Source organism: Streptomyces sp. NPDC002386 (genome assembly GCF_053593175.1).
On the sequence record NZ_JBSFBX010000003.1, the window covers coordinates 117081 to 134366 of the forward strand.

The window sequence follows — 17286 nt, forward strand, 5'->3', positions numbered from 1 at the left end:
GTCGGTCCAGCAGTGGCAGCGCCCGTGCGGTCAGCACAGGCCCGCGGGCTTCGAAGCCCGGCAGGAGTTGCGCTCGAAGGAGTTGGTCTTGCCGGTCTCGGTGCTCACCAGGTCGGCGGGGGAGTTCTCCGAGAGGACGTTGCCGTCGACGCGGTTGTTCGTGCCGGCCACGCCCACGAAGCTCTTGAACAGGACGATGCCGCCGGACAGCGGGGACTTGCCGGAGTTGCCGGCGACCCAGTTGCGGGACACCCGGGCCTGCTCGGTGCCCGTCAGGACGATGCCGGAGCCCTTCAGGGCGGGCAGCCGCTCGGTCTTCGCGCAGGACTTGTTGTTCGCGACGACCTGGTTGGCGGTGACGTCCAGGTGACCGGCCTTGGGCTTGTTCTCGTCACCGACGACGAACACCCCGGCGCAGTTGCCGGAGACGTAGTTGCGGGCGACGGTCAGGTTCCGCAGCCGGCGTACGGTGACGCCGATCCGGTTGCCCTCCAGCCGGTTGTGCGACACCAGGGTCTGCTTGGCGTCGTAGGCGCCGGCCTCCTCCTGGATGGTGTTGGCGAGGAACACGCCCGCGTCACCGTTGCCGTGCGCGTAGTTGTCCCGCAGCAGGCTGCGCACCGACCGCTCCTCGGCGATGCCCCAGACGCCGTTGTTCGCGGCGTTCACCCCGCGCACGGTCAGTCCGTCGGTGGCCATGCCGAACACCCCGGTGCGGCTGAACTTGGTCACCTTCAGGTCGGCGACGGTGACGCCCTTGACGTCCTTCGTCTTGGTGCCGAGCACACAGATGCCGTTGCCGCCCTCGGCGCAGCTCTTCGCGACCTTCTTGGCGGGCTTCGGGGAGGCCTTCTTCGAAGACTTCTTCGTGGCCTTCTTCGCGGCCTTCCCGGTGCTCGCCCCGGCGGCCTTCTTCTTGGCCTTCTTGGCCTTCTTGGCGGGCTCGATGACCGTCCCGGAACCCACGCCCCGCAGGGTCACGTGGGCGGTGCGGATCGTCACGCTCTCGTGGTAGGTGCCGGCCAGCACGAGAACGGTGTCGCCGGCCCTGGCGGCGTCGACCGCCTTCTGGATCGACTCGCCGGGGCGGACCACCAGGGTCGAGTGGGCGGCCACCGCGGGGGCGGCGCCGAGGGCGGTGCCGACGAGGGCGGCGGTGCACGCGAGATATGCGATGTGGCATCTCTTCATATCGCGTACGGTATGGCTGTTTTATCCTTATATGGCCGTATAGGCCATCCGGCGGCGTGTCAGGAGCGGTGCGGGCGGCGGACCGGAACCGGGCGTGGCGGCCGCTGGTCCGGGGCCCGCGGCGACCCGTTCGGCCTCGCGGGTCACCGCCCCGCGGCGTCACCCGGACGGCCCATCGGGCGAAGCGGCGGGGGCGGTCCACCGCCGGGCCGGACGGGACCGGTACCCGGGCTCACCAGGCGCCCCGAACCGGCCGGCGACCATACTGTCGGTTGTGAACCGGGTCATCCGCGCACGGCGAGGGCTCCGGGCGGCCGCGGCCTATGTGCGCAGCGCCCCGGGCACCTACGTCTGGCTGACGATCCTGTTCTTCACCACCGTCGCCCTGCACCACATGTCACCGGCGTTCGAGCAGGACTTCCTGCGGCAGCGCTCGACCAACATCCACGAGCTGTCGCAGAACCCCGTGCGGGTGCTGATCACCAGCGCGATGTGGATCGACAGCGGGCACTGGCTGCCGTACGCCGCGCTGTACACCGTCTTCCACGCCCAGGCCGAGCGCTGGCTCGGCACCCTGCGCTGGCTCGCGGTGTGCGTCGCCGCGCACGTGCTCGCCACGCTGATCAGCGAGCTGGCCCTGCTGCAGGCGATCCACGACGGCCACGCCCCGAACTCGGCCGTCAACTCCCTCGACATCGGCGTGAGTTACGCGCTGGCCGGGGTGATGGCCCTGCTCACCTACCGGATCGCGGCGCCCTGGCGGTACCTGTACCTCGCGGGGCTGCTCGCCTTCTACACCGTGCCGCTGGTCGCGAGCCGTACCTTCACCGACGTCGGGCACTTCCTGTCCGTCCTGGTCGGTCTCGCGTGCCGCCCGCTGGTCGGGGACCGGGGACGAGCGCCGCGGAGAAGCACGGAATCCGAAGGAGACACCGGCCGCTCCCAGGGGTTAACGTCCCGGCCATGAGCAGCTCGGCAACCAGTGTCGTCAACGGTGGGATCTCCTTCTGGTACGCGGACGACGGCCTCCCCGCGGTGCGGGAGCCGCTGTCCGGGGACGCCTCGGCCGACGTCGTCGTCGTCGGCGGCGGCTACACGGGGCTGTGGACCGCGTACTACCTGAAGAAGGCCGCCCCCTTCCTGCGGATCACCGTCCTGGAGCAGAAGTTCTGCGGATACGGCGCCTCCGGCCGCAACGGCGGCTGGCTCTACAACGGGATCGCGGGCCGCGACCGGTACGCGAAGCTGCACGGGCACGAGGCCGCCGTACGCCTGCAGCGGGCGATGAACGACACCGTGGCCGAGGTGGTCGCCGTCACCGAGGCGGAGGGCATCGACGCCGGTGTCCACAAGGGCGGGGTGCTGGAAGTGGCGACCACCCCCGCCCAGCTGGCGCGGCTGCGGGCCTTCCACGAGCACGAGCTGTCGTACGGCGAGAAGGACCGCGAGCTGTACGGGGCCCGGCAGACGGCCGAGCGGATCCGGGTGGCCGGCGCGGTGGGTTCGAGCTGGACCCCGCACGGCGCCCGGCTGCACCCGGTGAAGCTGGTCAAGGGGCTCGCGGCGGCCGCCGAGGCGCTGGGGGTGGTCATCCACGAGTCGACCCCGGTCACCGAGATCCGGCCCAAGCACGCCGTGACCCCGTACGGCACGGTCCGTGCGTCCTACGTGCTGCGCTGCACGGAGGGCTTCACCGCCTCGCTCAGGGGCCAGCGGCGGACGTGGCTGCCGATGAACTCCTCGATGATCGCCACCGAGCCGCTCACCGACGAGCAGTGGGCGGCGATCGGCTGGGACGGCCGCGAGACGCTGGGCGACATGGCGCACGCCTACATGTACGCGCAGCGCACCGCCGACGGCCGGATCGCGCTGGGCGGGCGCGGGGTGCCGTACCGCTTCGGCTCGCGCACCGACAACGACGGCCGCACCCAGGACGCGACGGTCGAGGCCCTGCGGGAGATCCTGACCCGCTTCTTCCCGGCCCTCGCGGGTGTGCGCGTCGAGCACGCCTGGTCCGGTGTGCTCGGCGTCCCGCGCGACTGGTGTGCCACGGTCACCCTGGACCGGGCCACCGGGCTCGGCTGGGCGGGCGGCTACGTCGGCTCGGGCGTCGCCACCGCCAACCTGGCCGCCCGCACCCTGCGCGACCTCGTGCAGCAGGACTCGGGCCAGGCCGGCCGCACCGGGCTGACGGAGCTGCCCTGGGTGAACCACAAGGTCCGCAGGTGGGAGCCGGAACCCTTCCGCTGGCTCGGCGTGCACGGCATGTACGCCACCTACCGCGCCGCCGACCGGCGCGAACTGCTCCGCCCGGGCGCCGGTTCCTCCCGGCTGGCACGGGTGGCCGACCGGGTGGCGGGCCGGAGCTGACCGGCGTGACCGGGCCGGACGCGCCCGGTTAGCCTCACCCTCATGATTCGCTCCGCGACCCCCGCCGACGTCCCCGTCGTCCACGCCCTGATCCGTGAGCTGGCCGAGTACGAGAAGGCCCCGCAGGAGGCGCGGGCGACCGAGGAGCATTTGCGCGAGGCGCTGTTCGGGGAGCGGCCTGCGGCGTTCGCGCACATGGCCGTGGACGACGGAACCGGGGAGAGCGTCGGCTTCGCCCTGTGGTTCCTGAACTTCTCCACCTGGCGCGGTGTGCACGGCATCCACCTGGAGGACCTCTACGTCCGTCCCTCCGCCCGGGGCGGCGGGCACGGCCGGGCGCTGCTGACCGAGCTGGCGCGCATCTGCGTCGAGCGCGGCTACGAGCGCCTGGAGTGGTCGGTGCTCGACTGGAACCGGCCCGCGATCGGCTTCTACGAGGCCCTCGGCGCGCGCCCGCAGGACGAGTGGACGGTGTACCGGCTCACCGACGGGCCGCTGGCGGAACTGGGCCGCTCAGCCCACTGACTCCGGCACCGGTGTCTCGGCCGGTGCCCCGTGGCCCGGGGCCCGGGCGGTCACCATCAGACCCGCCACCAGCCCGGCCAGCAGCATCACGCCCGCCGCCCACCAGATCGCCACCGTGTAGCCGTGCACCACGCCCGCGGGGACGACGGCGGCCTTGGTGGCGGGACCGCGCAGGTGGGCGGTGATGTAGGCGGCGCTGCTGGTGGTGGCGATCGTGTTGAGCAGGGCCGTGCCGATCGAGCCGCCCACCTGCTGGGAGGTGTTGACGGTCGCGGAGGTGACGCCGGCGTCGCGCGGGGCCACACCGGCGGTGGCGGTGGCGAACACCGGCATGAAGGTCAGGCCCATGCCGAGGCCCATGAGGATGAGCGCGGGCAGGATCTCGCCGGTGTAGGAGGAGCCGACGGTCATCCGGGTCAGGAGCAGCAGCCCGGACGCGGCCAGCAGCATGCCGGGCACCATGAGCATGCGCGGGGCCACCCGCTGCAGCAGCCGGGCCGAGATCTGGGTGGAGCCGATGATGATCGCGGCGGTCAGCGGCAGGAACGCGAGGCCCGCCCGGACCGGCGAGTAGCCGAGGATGACCTGCAGGTAGTAGGTCATGAACAGGAACAGCCCGAACATGCCGATCACCGCGAGCATCATGGTCAGGAAGCAGCCGGCGCGGTTGCGGTCCCGGACGATGTGCAGCGGGAGCAGCGGGCTCGGTGCCCGGGTCTGCCACCAGACGAACACCGCGAGCAGCACCGCGCCGGACGCGAACAGGGCGATCACCAGCGGGTCGGTCCAGCCGCGCGGCTCGGCCTCGGCGAAGCCGTAGACGATCGCGACGAGCCCGCCGCAGCCGAGCAGTACGCCGGGCACGTCGAGCCGGGCCTCGCGGTGGCCCGGGCGGTCGTGCAGCAGGGCGAAGGCGCCGAGCACCGCGACGACGGCGATGGGCACGTTGACGTACAGGCACCAGCGCCAGTTCAGGTACTCGGTGAGCAGGCCGCCGACGATGAACCCGATGGCCGAGCCGCTGCCGGCCAGGGCGCCGTAGATGCCGAAGGCCCGGCCCCGCTCGCGCGGGTCGGTGAAGGTCGTGGTCAGCAGGCTCAGCGCGGAGGGGGCGAGCAGGGCGGCGAAGACGCCCTGGAGGGCGCGGGCGCCGAAGAGCATGCCGGAGCTGGTGGCCGCGCCGCCGAGCGCGGAGGCGGCCGCGAAGCCGACGAGCCCGACGACGAAGGTGCGTTTTCGGCCCACGAGGTCGGCGACCCGGCCGCCCAGCAGCAGGAGCCCGCCGAAGGCCAGCGTGTAGGCGGTGATCACCCACTGCCGGTCGGCGTCGGACATGTTCAGGTCGTGCTGGGCGGAGGGCAGCGCGATGTTCACGATCGTCGCGTCCAGCACCACCATCAGCTGGGCGAGGGCGATGACGACCAGGCCCCACCAGCGGTGGGGATCGGCTTGTGCGGCGCCGGCGGACGCCGGCGGGGCCTCACCCTTTCGGCCGATATCCATCTGGTCAGAACACCATGAATCGGTGTGCATCGCATCCGCTTGTGCCGCGACCCGCCGCGCGGTACCGGTTCCCGCAGGTCAGCCCGATTGTCAGTGGCGCGGTGCAGCATGGGGGACATGGCGAGGAGAGCGACGGGCGCGGACGGCACACGGGTGAAGGGCGCACGGCGGCCGGAAGTGCGGCTGCCGCCTCTGGAGCCCTGGAACGGCGGCGGACTGGAGCCGGACGGGGACTACGACGGTCTCGAGTTCAGGGCGGCGGACCTCACCGGGCAGGACGGCGCCGGCGCCCGCTTCATGGACTGCGCGCTGACGGACTGCGCGGTGGACGAGGCGGTACTGCGCCGGGCGCGCGTGCTGGACTCGGTCCTGCGCGGCCTGCGGGGTGTCGGCACGGACCTCGCCGAGGCCTCGTTCCGGGACGTGGAGCTGCTCGACCCCCGGCTCGGCGGCACCCAGCTGCACGGTGCCGTGCTGGAGCGGGTCGTGATCCGCGGCGGCAAGATCGACTTCCTGAACCTGCGCGAGGCCCGGCTCAGGGACGTGGTCTTCGACTCCTGCGTCCTGGTCGAGCCGGACTTCGCCGGGGCCCGTCTGGAGCGGGTGGAGTTCACCGGCTGCGCCCTGAAGGAGGCGGACTTCGGCGGCGCGACGCTGAGGGACGTCGACCTGCGCGGGGCCGCCCCGCTGGAGATCGTCCGGGGCCTGGACCGGCTGGCGGGGGCGGTGATCAGCACGGGGCAGCTGCTGGACCTGGCTCCGGTGCTCGCGGGCGAGCTGGGGATCAGGGTGGAGGACTGAGGGCTCAGGACACGCGGGGGAAGCGGGCCTGCAGGGTCCAGATCGCCGGGTTCTCCGCCAGGTCCTCGTGCAGATCGCCGAGGTCGGCGATCAGGTCGTGCAGGAAGTCGCGCGACTCCCGGCGCAGTTCGGCGTGGGAGAAGGTCAGCGGGGCCTCCTCGGCGGGCATCCAGTCGGCCTCGATGTCCACCCAGCCGAAACGGCGCTCGAAGAGCATCCGGTCGGTGGACTCGGTGAAGTCCAGTTCCGCGTGCTGGGGACGGGAGGCACGCGAGCCCATCGGGTCCCGGTCCAGCCGCTCCACGATGTCGCACAGCGCCCACGCGAAGTCCAGCACCGGCACCCATCCCCAGGCTGTGGACAGCTCCCGGTCCGACTTCGTGTCCGCGAGATAGACGTCCCCGCAGAACAGGTCGTGTCGCAGCGTGTGGACGTCCGCGTGGCGGTAGTCGGTCTGCGGCGGGTCCGGGAAGCGGTTGGAGAGGGCGTAGCCGATGTCGAGCACGCAGGAGATGGTGTCACGCCCCGCCACGGCACCCCCGCTCCGGTCCGCGCCGCCGCCGTAGGATCACTGACATGTCCAGATCCGCACGCCTTGTCCCGGCCGTCGCGGCCCTCCTCGCGCTCGCGCTCACCGGCACCGCGTGCGACGGCGGTGTCCGCGGCACCCCGGGCGGCTCGGGCGTGCACGACCCCTACTTCCCGAAGGCGGGCAACGGCGGCTACGACGTCACCCACTACGCCCTGACCCTCGACTACACCCCGGACACCCGCCGGCTCACCGGCAGGGCCGTGATCACCGCCCGCGCCACCCAGGACCTGACCGCCTTCGACCTCGACCTCGACGGACTGGACGTCGGCTCGGTCACCGTCGAGGGTGAGGAGGCCCGCTGGAACCGCGCCGGCCAGGAACTCACCGTCCGCCCCCACGACGACCTCCGCGACGGCGAGACCTTCACCGCCACCGTCCGCTACTCCGGCACCCCGCGGACCCTCACCGACCCCGACGGGTCCAAGGAGGGCTGGCTGCCCACTGCCGACGGCGCGCTCGGCCTGGGCGAGCCGGTCGGCTCGATGGCGTGGTTCCCCGGCAACCACCACCCCTCGGACAAGGCGGCGTACGACATCACGGTCACCGTCCCCGACGGCCTGCAGGCCGTCTCCAACGGGGAGCTGACCGGCCGTACCAGCAAGGGCGGCCGGACGACGTACTCCTGGCACACCGCCGAGCCGATGGCGAGCTACGTGGCCACCGTCGCCGTCGGCCACTACGACATCGGCCGCACCACCGGGCCGCACGGCCTGCCGGTCCTCACCGCCGTCGACCCCGGGCAGGCGAAGGCGAGCAAGGACGTGCTGGCGAAGATCCCGGAGATCCTCGCGTGGGAGGAGTACAACTTCGGGCCGTACCCCTTCTCCTCCGCCGGGGCGGTCGTCGACCGCCCGGGCGACGCCCAGTACGCCCTGGAGACCCAGACCCGCCCCGTCTTCCCCGGCGCCCCCGACACCGGCACGCTCGTCCACGAACTCGCCCACCAGTGGTACGGCGACTCGGTCACCCCGAGGAGCTGGCGGGACATGTGGCTCAACGAGGGCTTCGCGACGTACGCGGAGTGGCTGTACCAGGAGGACCACGGCGGCAAGAGCGCCCAGCAGACCTTCGACGACCTGTACGACGGCGACGACGACGCGGTCTGGGAGTTCCCGCCGGCGAGGCCCGCCGGCGCCGCGCAGGTCTCCGGGACCCCGGTCTACGAGCGCGGCGCGATGGTGCTGCAGAAGATCCGCCGGAAGGTCGGCGACGACACCTTCTACGACATCCTCCAGGGCTGGGCCGCCGCGCACCGCCACGGCACCGCCGACACCGCCCGGTTCACCGCGTTCGTGGAGCGGAAGGCCCCGGACAAGGACTTCGGTGAGATCTGGCGGGACTGGCTCTACGGAGACGGCAAACCGGACCGCCCGTGACGGACGGCCCGGCTGCCTGGGACCCGCCGCGCGGGACTAGTTGACGTTGACGGCCTTCCAGGCCGCCGCCACCGCGTTGTACTCCGCGCTGCCCGAGCCGTACAGGGCGGCCGCCGCCTGCAGGGTGCCGGTGCGGGCGCCCGCGTAGTTGGTGGTCGAGGTGAAGTACGTGCTCAGGGCCTTGTACCAGATCTGGATCGCCTTGTCCCGGCCGATCCCGGTGACCGTGGAACCGTCGTACGTCGGGGAGTTGTAGGACACCCCGTTGACCGTCTTCGCGCCGCTGCCCTCGGACAGCAGGTAGAAGAAGTGGTTGGCGACACCGGACGAGTAGTGCACGTCCAGACGGCCGACGGACTTCGACCAGTAGTCGGCGGAGCCGCCGTCCTTGCTGGGCTTGTCCATGTAGCGCAGCGGGGTGCCGTTGCCGTTGATGTCGATCTTCTCGCCGATGAGGTAGTCACCGGGGTCGGAGGAGTTGTTCGCGAAGAACTCCACCGAGGTGCCCATGATGTCGCTGGTGGCCTCGTTCAGACCGCCGGACTCGCCCCGGTAGTTGAGCTTGGCCGTGGCCGCGGTCAGACCGTGGCTCATCTCGTGGCCGGCCACGTCGAGCGAGGTCAGCGGGTCCGCGTTGCCGGAGCCGTCGCCGTAGGTCATGCAGAAGCAGCTGTCGTCCCAGAAGGCGTTGACGTAGGCGTTGCCGTAGTGGACGCGGGAGTAGGCGGCCCTGCCGTCGCCCGCGATGCCGTTGCGGTTGAAGGCGGCCTTGTAGAAGTCCCAGGTGACGGCGGCGCCGTAGGCGGCGTCCACGGCCGCGGTCTGGCGGTTGGAGACGGTACCGTTGCCCCAGACGTCGTCGGCGTCGTGGAAGAGGGTGCCGGTGCCGCTGGTGCCGCCGTTCAGGTCGTAGGTCTTGTGACCGCCGCGGCCGCCGTCGATCAGGTCGTAGCCGCCGGAGGCGGAGGCGGTGGTGCCGATGGTGACCGTGCCGCTGTACTGGCTGGTGCCCGTGCCGGTGTCGATCGCCTCGTAGGAGTAGATCTTCTTGCCGGTCCGCGCGTCCGTGACGACGTGCAGTTCGCTCGGGGTGCCGTCGTGCTGGACGCCCTTGACGACGGACTCGTAGGCGAGGACCGGCTTGGCGCCGGCCGCCCAGACCACCTTGCGGGAGGACGACGCGGTGGCCTTCGCGGTGTCCGCGGCCTTGAGGGCGGTCTTCTTCGCGCTCGTGGCGGAGACGGCGGCCGTGGTGGTCGGCACGGATATGCGGGCCTTGGCCGCCTTGCTGACGCCCTCGAGCGAGCCGTTCTTCGCCACGTGGGTGACCAGGTCACCGCCGAGCACGGGAAGACCCGCGTACGTCCGCTCGTAACGGGTGTGGACGGTGCCGTTCGCGTCCTTGACCACGTCCCGGACGACCAGCTTCTCCTTCGCGCCGAGCCCGAGCTCGTGGGCCGCGGTACCGGCGTGCCGCTGGGCCGTCTCGATGGCGGCGGCACGGGCCGGGGCGCTGAGCGGGACGGCCGTGGCGCCGGGGGTGTGCGTGGGGGCGGCGGTGGCGGAGCCGTTCTGCAGCGCGAGGACGACCATCGCCGCCGAGCCGGCCAGCGCGGCGGCGCGCACGGCGGTCCTGCGGGAGGCGCTGGGGTGCTGAGTCACTCGATCTCCTTATGGCTGGCCTCCGGTGGGGCCGGAGACACAGTTGGGGCACAGGGGACGTACAACTGCGGCGGGTGCGGAGAGAGTGACACCGGTAAGCCCCGATTTGACAGAGCGCCGACAAGACTTTACGTGTTCGTTTCCAAATAACGTTTCTCCGGAACCGTTATCCGGACGGGTGCCGAGTACTCAACTCGTCAATTCCACAGCGGATTTGAGGCCTCAGGCGTCACACCTCGCGGGCCGGCCGGTCCACCGCGCCCTCAGCCCTCCCACTCGTCCAGCAGCCGGGCGAGGCCGGGCGGCCAGACCGGCTCCGGCTCCTCGGCCAGTTCCGGCCTGTTCCACCAGCGCCAGGTGAGGATGCCGTCGGCGGCGTGCGCGGCGGCCAGACCGGGGCCGCCCGGCTCCCGGCGCGGACCGTGGGTGACGTAGACGTGCTCGTGCTGGTGGACGGGCACGCCCGTGTGCGTGAAGTCGTGCTCCCAGGTGCACAGCAGCGGGCCCGGCAGCAGGTCGGTCCAGCCGGTCTCCTCGGCCAGTTCCCGCAGGGCGCCCTCGCGGGGGGTCTCGCCCGGCTCCAGGCCGCCGCCCGGCAGCGCCCAGTGGACGCCGACCTCGACGTTGTCGTACCGGAAGAGCAGCACCGCGCCGTCCGGGTCCACGACGGCGACCCGGGCGGCCTGCCGGGGTGTCCGCAGCACCTTGCGCAGCACGGCGCAGGGGCGGCCGAGGGCGTGGTCGGGGCGGTGGTCGACGACCTCGTAGCCGAGGGCGGTCCAGAAGGCCAGCGCTTCGGGGTTGTTGTCCAGGACGGCCAGGCGCAGGGCCCGGCGGCCGGCGGCCCGGAAGCGCTCCTCGACCGCCGTGGCGACCCGGCGGCCATGGCCCTTGCCCTGTTCGGCCGCGTCCACCATCAGCAGCCCGATCCACGGGTCGGGGTCGGCCGGGTCGGGGTGGTGGGTCAGCGTGATCACGACCGCGACCAGACGTCCCTCGGACCGGGCCAGCAGCACCTCGGCGTCCGGCTGGGCCAGTTCGTCGGCCAGCGCCGCCGCCACCTGCTCGCTCCGGACGTCGTCCGGGTCGGGGAAGTCGCCGCTGAGCGCGTGGAAGGCGCGGTTGGAGGCGTAGAGCGCCGTCAGCTCGGTGAGCAGCGGGGCGGGGAGGTCATGATCGGCGGTGAGGGCGAGGGGTTCGAGGATCACGCGGGCAACGTATCGCGCGGGGTGCCGGCGTCTCCGCCGGATTCCCGGGTGCCCGCGGGCGGGCGCGGGGAAGCCCCCTGCCCGCGGGCCGGGCCGGGGACAGGGGGCTTCCGCTCGGCGCGCCGTGCGTCAGACGTTCACACCGAAGTCCTGGGCGATGCCCACCAGGCCCGAGGCGTAACCCTGGCCGACCGCGCGGAACTTCCACTCCGCGCCGTTGCGGTACAGCTCGCCGAAGACCATGGCCGTCTCGGTGGCGGCGTCCTCGGAGAGGTCGTAGCGGGCGATCTCGGCGCCGCCGGCCTGGTTGACGATGCGGATGTAGGCGTTGCGGACCTGGCCGAAGTTCTGGCCGCGGTTCTCGGCGTCGTAGATGGAGACCGGGAAGACGATCTTGTCGACGTCGGCCGGGAGCGCGGCCAGGTTGACGTTGATCGCCTCGTCGTCGCCGGCGCCCTCGCCGGTGCGGTTGTCACCGGTGTGGACGATGGAGTTGTCCGGCGTCTGCTTGTTGTTGAAGAAGACGAAGTGGGCGTCCGAGTAGACCTTGCCCTGCGTGTTGACCGCGATGGCGGAGGCGTCCAGGTCGAAGTCCGTGCCGGTGGTGGTGCGGACGTCCCAGCCGAGGCCCACGGTGACGGCGGTCAGGCCCGGAGCCTCCTTGGTGAGCGAGACGTTGCCACCCTTGGACAGGCTTACAGCCATGATTGGGAGTCCCTTCCCTAGTTATTCGTGCGCATCTGTGCCGACGAAGCTACCGTCACCGGGGAGAACGTCGAGGGGGGTACCGGTGGTTCCGGGTCCCTTTACCTTTTTTACCCATGTGGCCGTCACCGGCGAAAACCGGGTGACGTGGGACCGGCCGGGCCGGGAACATGGAAGGCATGTCCGGTCCCCATGTCATCCGCGGTTCGGTCTCGCTGCCCGAGGCCGAGCTGATGTGGCGTTTCTCCAGGTCCTCGGGGCCGGGCGGGCAGCACGTCAACACCAGCGACTCGCAGGTCGAGCTGCGCTTCGACCTGGCGCGCACCGAGGCGCTGCCGCCGGTGTGGAAGGAGCGGGCGCTGCGCCGGCTGGCCGGTCGGCTGGTGGACGGCGTGGTCGTCGTACGGTCCTCCGAGCACCGCTCCCAGTGGCGCAACCGCGAGGCCGCCGCCGTACGCCTCGCCGCCCTCCTCGCCGAGGCCACCGCGCCCCCGCCCAAGCCCCGCCGCCCCACCCGCATCCCCCGCGGCATCAACGAGCGCCGGCTGCGTGAGAAGAAGCAGCGCTCGGAGCGCAAGCGCGGCCGCTCGGGGCGGGACTGGGGCTAGGTACCCCCCCCCGGCCGCGGCGGTCGTCAGCCCAACTGGCGGTAACGGCCGCGGTAGTACATCAGCGGGCCGCCCTCGGCGCCCGGGGCCCGGGCGGTCAGCACCCGGCCGATGACGAGGGTGTGGTCGCCCGCCGGCACCCGCTGCTCGGTGCGGCACTCCAGGGTGGCCAGCGCGCCGTCCACCAGCGGGGCGCCGGTGACCTCGCCGCGCACCCGCGGCAGGTCCTGGAAGAGCAGGCGGTCGCTGATCCGGCCCTTCATGGCGAAGCGGCCGGCGATGTGGCGCTGGCTCTCGGCGAGCACCGAGACCGCCCACAGCGGCTGTTCGTCGAGCAGGTCGTCCATGCGCGAGCCCTCGCGCAGGCTGACCATCACCAGCGGCGGGTCCAGCGAGACGGACATGAAGGCGGTGGCGGTCATGCCGACGTCCTCGCCGGCAGGCGCGGCAGGGTCGTCGGGGTCCAGCGGCGGTTCCTGCGCGGTCACCAGGACCACGCCCGCGGCCAGCCGGGACATGGCGGCCCGGAACTCGTCGTTGCTCACCCCCTCAGCATGCCCGGTGACTGCTGCGGCGGTGGGGGAGGAGGTGTTCAGCACGGCATGAACGCTAATCTCCGCCCCGGACGGGCCGCATCGGGCCCCGGTCCCAGCCGGGTCCTAGGACCGGGGGACCACGGAGTGACGGTTCGTGCATCATGTGCACACAACGACAAAGCTTGCGTTCAGTAAACGCACAGGGAAAACGCAGAAACTCCACTCAATTGTTCACGTTCCCCTGTGACTTGAGTCACAAGGGACAGATATTGTTGACCCTGTGTACCGAGTGGGGAGCGCGCTGTGATTCAGTGGCTGAAGACCACTGAGAGACGACGGGAAGCACTGTAAGGAAGCGCCGGACACAGCCCTTGATTCGCTGCGAGGTCTCGGGGGGAGGGCGAGCATGGAGACCGAGTCGGAACCGTATGTCCGCCTTGCGTCCCTGCGGCAGCTGCACCAGGTCATGGCCGACATGAACACGGCGCGCAGCCTGGCGGACACACTGCAGACGGTCGCCGACGGCGCGGTCAGCGCCCTCGGGTACGAGCTGGCGTGCGTCAATCTCGTCCGCCCCGACGGGGATCTCGTCATCGCCGCCTTCTCCGGCAACTCCGCCGCCGAGGCCCTGATCACCGGCCGGGTCGGCTCCCGCGACTCCTGGGACCGGCGGCTGGGCATGGGCGAGCAGTGGGGCGACCTCGTGTTCATACCCCACACCGAGGGCTGGGTGCTGGACGACGACGACGTCCCGCAGTGGTACACCGACGGTCCCGCCCCGCGCTTCGAGGACGAGTGGCACCCCTCCGACCGCCTCTTCGCCCCGATGTACACGCCCGGCGCACAGGGCGGCGGCTCCTCCGGCGAGCTGCTCGGCGTCATATCCGTCGACCGGCCGCGCAACGGGCGTCACCCGGGCGCCTGGGGCCGCGAGGCCCTGCAGATGTACGCCTTCCAGGCCGCCATCGCGATCAGCAACGCGCGTCTGCGTTCCAACATGCAGCGCGCCCTGGTCCGCCTCGAACGCGAGCAGCAGGCGCTCAGGGCGAGCGAGGAGAGCTTCCGGCAGGCCTTCGAGTACGCGCCCTCCGGCATGGCCATCGCCGAGATGGGCGGCGACCAGCACGGCCGCATCCTGCGCACCAACGACGCGCTGTGCCGGCTGCTCGGCCGCCCCGCCTCCGCGATGCGCCGCTACTCCTTCTCCGACCTGGTCCACCCCGAGGACATCGGCACCCTGCTCCGGACGTCCGCCGAGGGCGGCCGGGCCGAGCTCCGGCTGGGCCGCCGCGACGGCAGCTACGTCTGGGTGAGCCTGCGCAACAGCGTGGTCGCCGACGCCGCCGACGGGCCCCGCTTCCTGCTGACCCACGTCGAGGACATCGAGGAGCGCAAGCGCCGCGAGCTCCAGCTCGCCCACCGCGCCTCCCACGACTCCCTCACCGGACTGCCGAACTCCGCCGAGCTGCGCTCCCGGCTCTCCGCGCGCCTGTGCCACCGCCCGTCCCACGCCGGCGCCATGGAGTCCCTGGACGCGGCCTACGGCCACCCCGCCTTCGACGCCCCGCCCGGGCACGGCTTCGACTTCGCGCAGGGCGTGGAGGCGTTCGACGGCTACGACCACCACGTCCACACCGTCGCCCCCGAGGACGGCCACGACGACGGCGCCAAGGGCCTCGCGGTCCTCTTCTGCGACCTGGACGGCTTCAAGTCGATCAACGACAGGTTCGGCCACAACGCGGGTGACGCGGTGCTCATCGAGGTCGCCCGTCGGCTGACCCGCGGGGTGCGCGACGGCGACACGGTCGCCCGGCTCGGCGGCGACGAGTTCGTGATCCTCGCCGACGGCCTCGGCAAGGCCGACGCCCAGGACCTCGCCGTACGGCTGCGCAACGAGATCATCCAGCCCATCCGCGCCGAGGGCCGGGCCGTCCGGGTGGGCGCGAGCTTCGGCATCGGCTGGGCGCACTGCGGCATGACGGCGGACGAAGTGTTGAAGTCCGCCGACGAACGGATGTACGTAGAGAAACGATCTCGTCCCAAACAGCACCGGCGTGCCGGATGAATCGCAGGTCAGTGAAGTGATGCGATACGAGTCACCCGTTTGGCCCAGTGGGAGCGGGTAGGCTCGCCATTCCACACCCGTATCGCATCCACCCGCACCTGTTGAGGAGTACCAAGGGATGACGCCCGGCGACAACGGCGCGAGCACGCCCGAGGACGACGACCCGTTCGGCTACCTGTACGCCGACGGCCAGGCCCGAGGAGCCCAGCCGCCGTCGGGTGGCTACGGCTATCCGAACTCGGTCAGCAGAGTGCGCACGGTCGGTGAGCGCCAGTACGCGCAGCCGCAGGCCCCCTACGGCCAGCAGCAGCCCCCGGTCCCGCAGCAGGGTGCCTACGGCCAGCCGAACGCCCACTACCAGGCCCCCGAGACGCTGCCCGGCGGCGCCCAGACCAGCAGGCAGCCCATGCCGCCCGCCGGTGGCGGCGGGCGCCGCGGCCCGAACACCAAGGGCCTGCTGATCGGCGCGATCGCGGTGGTCGCCGCGGTCGTCATCGGCATCGGTGTGGCGATGATCAACGGCAACACGGACGACGACAAGTCGGGCAACCAGGCGGACGCCTCCCCGGCCCAGTCCCAGAGCAGCAACCCCAGCCCGTCGAACAGCGCCTCGGCACCGGCCGGCGAACTGCCGAAGACGGACGCCGCCGCCCTCCAGCTCGCCGGCAACGCCGCCAAGGCCTCGGACGTCAAGGGCGCCCAGGCGGCCGGCGGCACCTACGTGGGCGGCCTGAACAGCGTCGGGTCCTCGGTCACCTGGACGTTCGACAACGTTCCCGAGCAGGGGGCCTACACCCTCTTCGCGCACTTCAGCGTGGTCGGCGAGGACCAGGCGATGACGGTCACCGTCAACGGCAAGCCGTTCGGCAGCAAGCTGCCGCTGAAGAACTACACGCACACCAACGACGGCGACTTCTCCAAGGGCTGGACCACGACCTTCGTGTGGCCCACCCTCGACAAGGGCCACAACACGGTCTCCATCTCCTGCCAGCCCGGCGACAAGTGCGACGCCCTGATCGACCAGCTCTGGATCAAGAAGGGCCAGGTCAAGGGCTAAGGCCTGTCTGACGATTTGCGCCTGCCGCGCGGCGTTTGACAGGCCCTCGGACCTCCCGTCCGGGCCCGGCCTCTCACGCCGCGCTGACCACCCCAGTCACCGCGACCCGCTCCAGCAGCTCCGCATAGGTCCCGGGGTCGAACTCGCCCGCGCCGGGCGCCCGTACCGTCGCCGCCGACAGGGCCGCCGCGCGGGCCAGGCGGTCCGGCCAGGGCAGTCGCTCCACCAGGCCCGACAGCAGGGCCGCCACTACCGAGTCGCCCGCACCGGTCGGGTTGCCGTGGACGCGGGCGGGCGGGGTGGCGCGCCAGCGGCCCTCGGGGGTGGCCGCGAGCAGGCCGTCCGGGCCGAGGGAGGCGACCACCGCGTGGGCGCCGCGGCGGCGGGCGTCCTGGGTGGCGCGCAACGGCTCGTGGGAGCCGGTGAGCTCGGCCAGCTCCTCGGAGTTCGGCTTGATGATGTCGGGGCGGGCCGCCACCCCGCGGCGCAGCGGCTCTCCGCCGGCGTCCAGCAGCACGGGGACGGCATGGGCGCGGGCCGCGCGTATCAGCCCCGCGTACGCGCCGACCGGCACGCCCGGCGGCAGACTGCCGGACAGCGCCACCGCCGAGGCACGGCCGAGCAGTTCGGCGTACCGGTCCTGGAAGGCGCCCCACTCGGCCGGGGTGATCTGCGGGCCGGGCTCGTTGAGCTGGGTGGTGTCGCCGGTCCGCTCGTCCACGACGGCGACCGTGCGCCGGGTGGCCCCCGCGACCGGCACCAGCGCGTCCGTCACTCCGGGGTGCTGCGCGAGGCGTTCGCGCAGCACCAGTCCGGTGGCGCCGCCCGCGAAGCCGGTGGCCGTCACCTCGTGGCCGAGGGCGGCCAGGACCCGGGCCACGTTCACGCCTTTGCCGCCCGGCCGTTCGAGGACCTGGGAGACGCGGTGCGAGGTGTGCGGCCGCAGCGACCGTACGCGGTAGGTGATGTCGAGAGCGGTGTTCAGCGTGACCGTGAGGATCACCAGGTCCGACCTCCCTCGAAGTCCGTCGCGCCATCGGTTGGCGGGGACCCGATCATGCCAAAGAGACGGCGGCCGGCCCAGTGC

Annotated in this window: 16 protein-coding genes; 8 read left to right on the forward strand and 8 right to left on the reverse strand. The window is 72.0% G+C overall.

Features of this window, described 5'->3' with window-relative positions:
- Window positions 1-30: 30 nt before the first annotated feature.
- Window positions 31-1191 (reverse strand): right-handed parallel beta-helix repeat-containing protein, encoded by a 1161-nt coding sequence (locus tag ACWCPN_RS07670; protein ID WP_451203269.1) that lies wholly within the window; start codon window positions 1189-1191, stop codon window positions 31-33.
- Between the two features lie 274 nt (window positions 1192-1465).
- On the opposite strand from ACWCPN_RS07670, the gene ACWCPN_RS07675 reads away from it, so the two are divergent.
- The 3 genes from ACWCPN_RS07675 to ACWCPN_RS07685 are packed head-to-tail and all read left to right on the forward strand — an operon-like array spanning window position 1466 to window position 4086.
- A complete protein-coding gene (locus ACWCPN_RS07675) occupies window positions 1466-2158 on the forward strand; it encodes a rhomboid-like protein (RefSeq protein ID WP_451203271.1) in 693 nt (230 codons plus the stop codon).
- Entirely contained in the window at window positions 2155-3561 is a 1407-nt protein-coding gene (locus ACWCPN_RS07680) for an FAD-dependent oxidoreductase (protein ID WP_199211020.1), read from the forward strand. Before ACWCPN_RS07675 ends, ACWCPN_RS07680 begins: the two co-directional genes overlap by 4 nt.
- Window positions 3562-3603: 42 nt before the next feature.
- Complete coding sequence (locus ACWCPN_RS07685; protein WP_451203273.1) at window positions 3604-4086, forward strand: N-acetyltransferase family protein; 483 nt, start codon at window positions 3604-3606, stop codon at window positions 4084-4086.
- Here the strand turns inward: ACWCPN_RS07685 and ACWCPN_RS07690 are convergent.
- A complete protein-coding gene (locus ACWCPN_RS07690) occupies window positions 4075-5589 on the reverse strand; it encodes a DHA2 family efflux MFS transporter permease subunit (protein ID WP_451203275.1) in 1515 nt (504 codons plus the stop codon). The genes ACWCPN_RS07685 and ACWCPN_RS07690 overlap by 12 nt on opposite strands.
- Window positions 5590-5706: 117 nt before the next feature.
- Here ACWCPN_RS07690 and ACWCPN_RS07695 point away from each other — a divergent pair, with 117 nt between their 5' ends.
- Window positions 5707-6390: a pentapeptide repeat-containing protein gene (locus ACWCPN_RS07695; protein ID WP_451203277.1), complete on the forward strand. Its 684-nt coding sequence runs from the start codon at window positions 5707-5709 to the stop codon at window positions 6388-6390.
- A 4-nt stretch (window positions 6391-6394) separates the two neighbouring features.
- Here ACWCPN_RS07695 and ACWCPN_RS07700 read toward each other — a convergent pair whose 3' ends face one another.
- Window positions 6395-6895 carry a hypothetical protein gene (locus tag ACWCPN_RS07700; protein WP_365127616.1) on the reverse strand — a complete coding sequence of 167 codons (501 nt, stop codon included), beginning with the start codon at window positions 6893-6895 and terminating at the stop codon, window positions 6395-6397.
- A gap of 71 nt (window positions 6896-6966) precedes the next feature.
- Between ACWCPN_RS07700 and ACWCPN_RS07705 the strand changes: the two genes are divergently transcribed.
- Complete coding sequence (locus ACWCPN_RS07705; protein ID WP_451203279.1) at window positions 6967-8358, forward strand: M1 family metallopeptidase; 1392 nt, start codon at window positions 6967-6969, stop codon at window positions 8356-8358.
- A gap of 36 nt (window positions 8359-8394) precedes the next feature.
- On the opposite strand, the gene ACWCPN_RS07710 is transcribed toward ACWCPN_RS07705, so the two are convergent.
- From ACWCPN_RS07710 to ACWCPN_RS07720, 3 genes are all read right to left on the reverse strand, one after another.
- Complete coding sequence (locus ACWCPN_RS07710; protein ID WP_451203807.1) at window positions 8395-9951, reverse strand: M4 family metallopeptidase; 1557 nt, start codon at window positions 9949-9951, stop codon at window positions 8395-8397.
- A 332-nt stretch (window positions 9952-10283) separates the two neighbouring features.
- Window positions 10284-11228, reverse strand: coding sequence for a GNAT family N-acetyltransferase (locus tag ACWCPN_RS07715; protein WP_451203281.1), 945 nt, complete (start codon window positions 11226-11228; stop codon window positions 10284-10286).
- A gap of 129 nt (window positions 11229-11357) precedes the next feature.
- The gene (locus ACWCPN_RS07720; protein WP_061918604.1) at window positions 11358-11933 is read right to left on the reverse strand and encodes a TerD family protein; all 576 of its coding nucleotides are present in this window, start codon (window positions 11931-11933) and stop codon (window positions 11358-11360) included.
- 170 nt (window positions 11934-12103) lie between these two features.
- Between ACWCPN_RS07720 and arfB the strand changes: the two genes are divergently transcribed.
- A complete protein-coding gene (arfB, locus tag ACWCPN_RS07725; RefSeq protein WP_451203283.1) occupies window positions 12104-12541 on the forward strand; it encodes an alternative ribosome rescue aminoacyl-tRNA hydrolase ArfB in 438 nt (145 codons plus the stop codon).
- Window positions 12542-12567: 26 nt separating this feature from the next.
- On the opposite strand, the gene ACWCPN_RS07730 is transcribed toward arfB, so the two are convergent.
- Window positions 12568-13086 (reverse strand): flavin reductase family protein, encoded by a 519-nt coding sequence (locus tag ACWCPN_RS07730; protein ID WP_451203285.1) that lies wholly within the window; start codon window positions 13084-13086, stop codon window positions 12568-12570.
- Window positions 13087-13483: 397 nt separating this feature from the next.
- Between ACWCPN_RS07730 and cdgB the strand changes: the two genes are divergently transcribed.
- Together cdgB and ACWCPN_RS07740 are read left to right on the forward strand one after the other, a co-directional pair.
- Entirely contained in the window at window positions 13484-15142 is a 1659-nt protein-coding gene (gene cdgB / locus ACWCPN_RS07735) for a diguanylate cyclase CdgB (protein ID WP_451203287.1), read from the forward strand.
- A gap of 118 nt (window positions 15143-15260) precedes the next feature.
- Window positions 15261-16199, forward strand: a complete 939-nt coding sequence (locus ACWCPN_RS07740) for a carbohydrate-binding protein (RefSeq protein WP_451203289.1) — start codon at window positions 15261-15263, stop codon at window positions 16197-16199.
- Window positions 16200-16272: 73 nt separating this feature from the next.
- Here the strand turns inward: ACWCPN_RS07740 and ACWCPN_RS07745 are convergent, their stop codons facing one another.
- On the reverse strand, window positions 16273-17202 hold the full coding sequence (locus ACWCPN_RS07745; RefSeq protein WP_451203291.1) for a 1-phosphofructokinase family hexose kinase: 930 nt from the start codon (window positions 17200-17202) through the stop codon (window positions 16273-16275).
- Window positions 17203-17286: the final 84 nt, after the last annotated feature.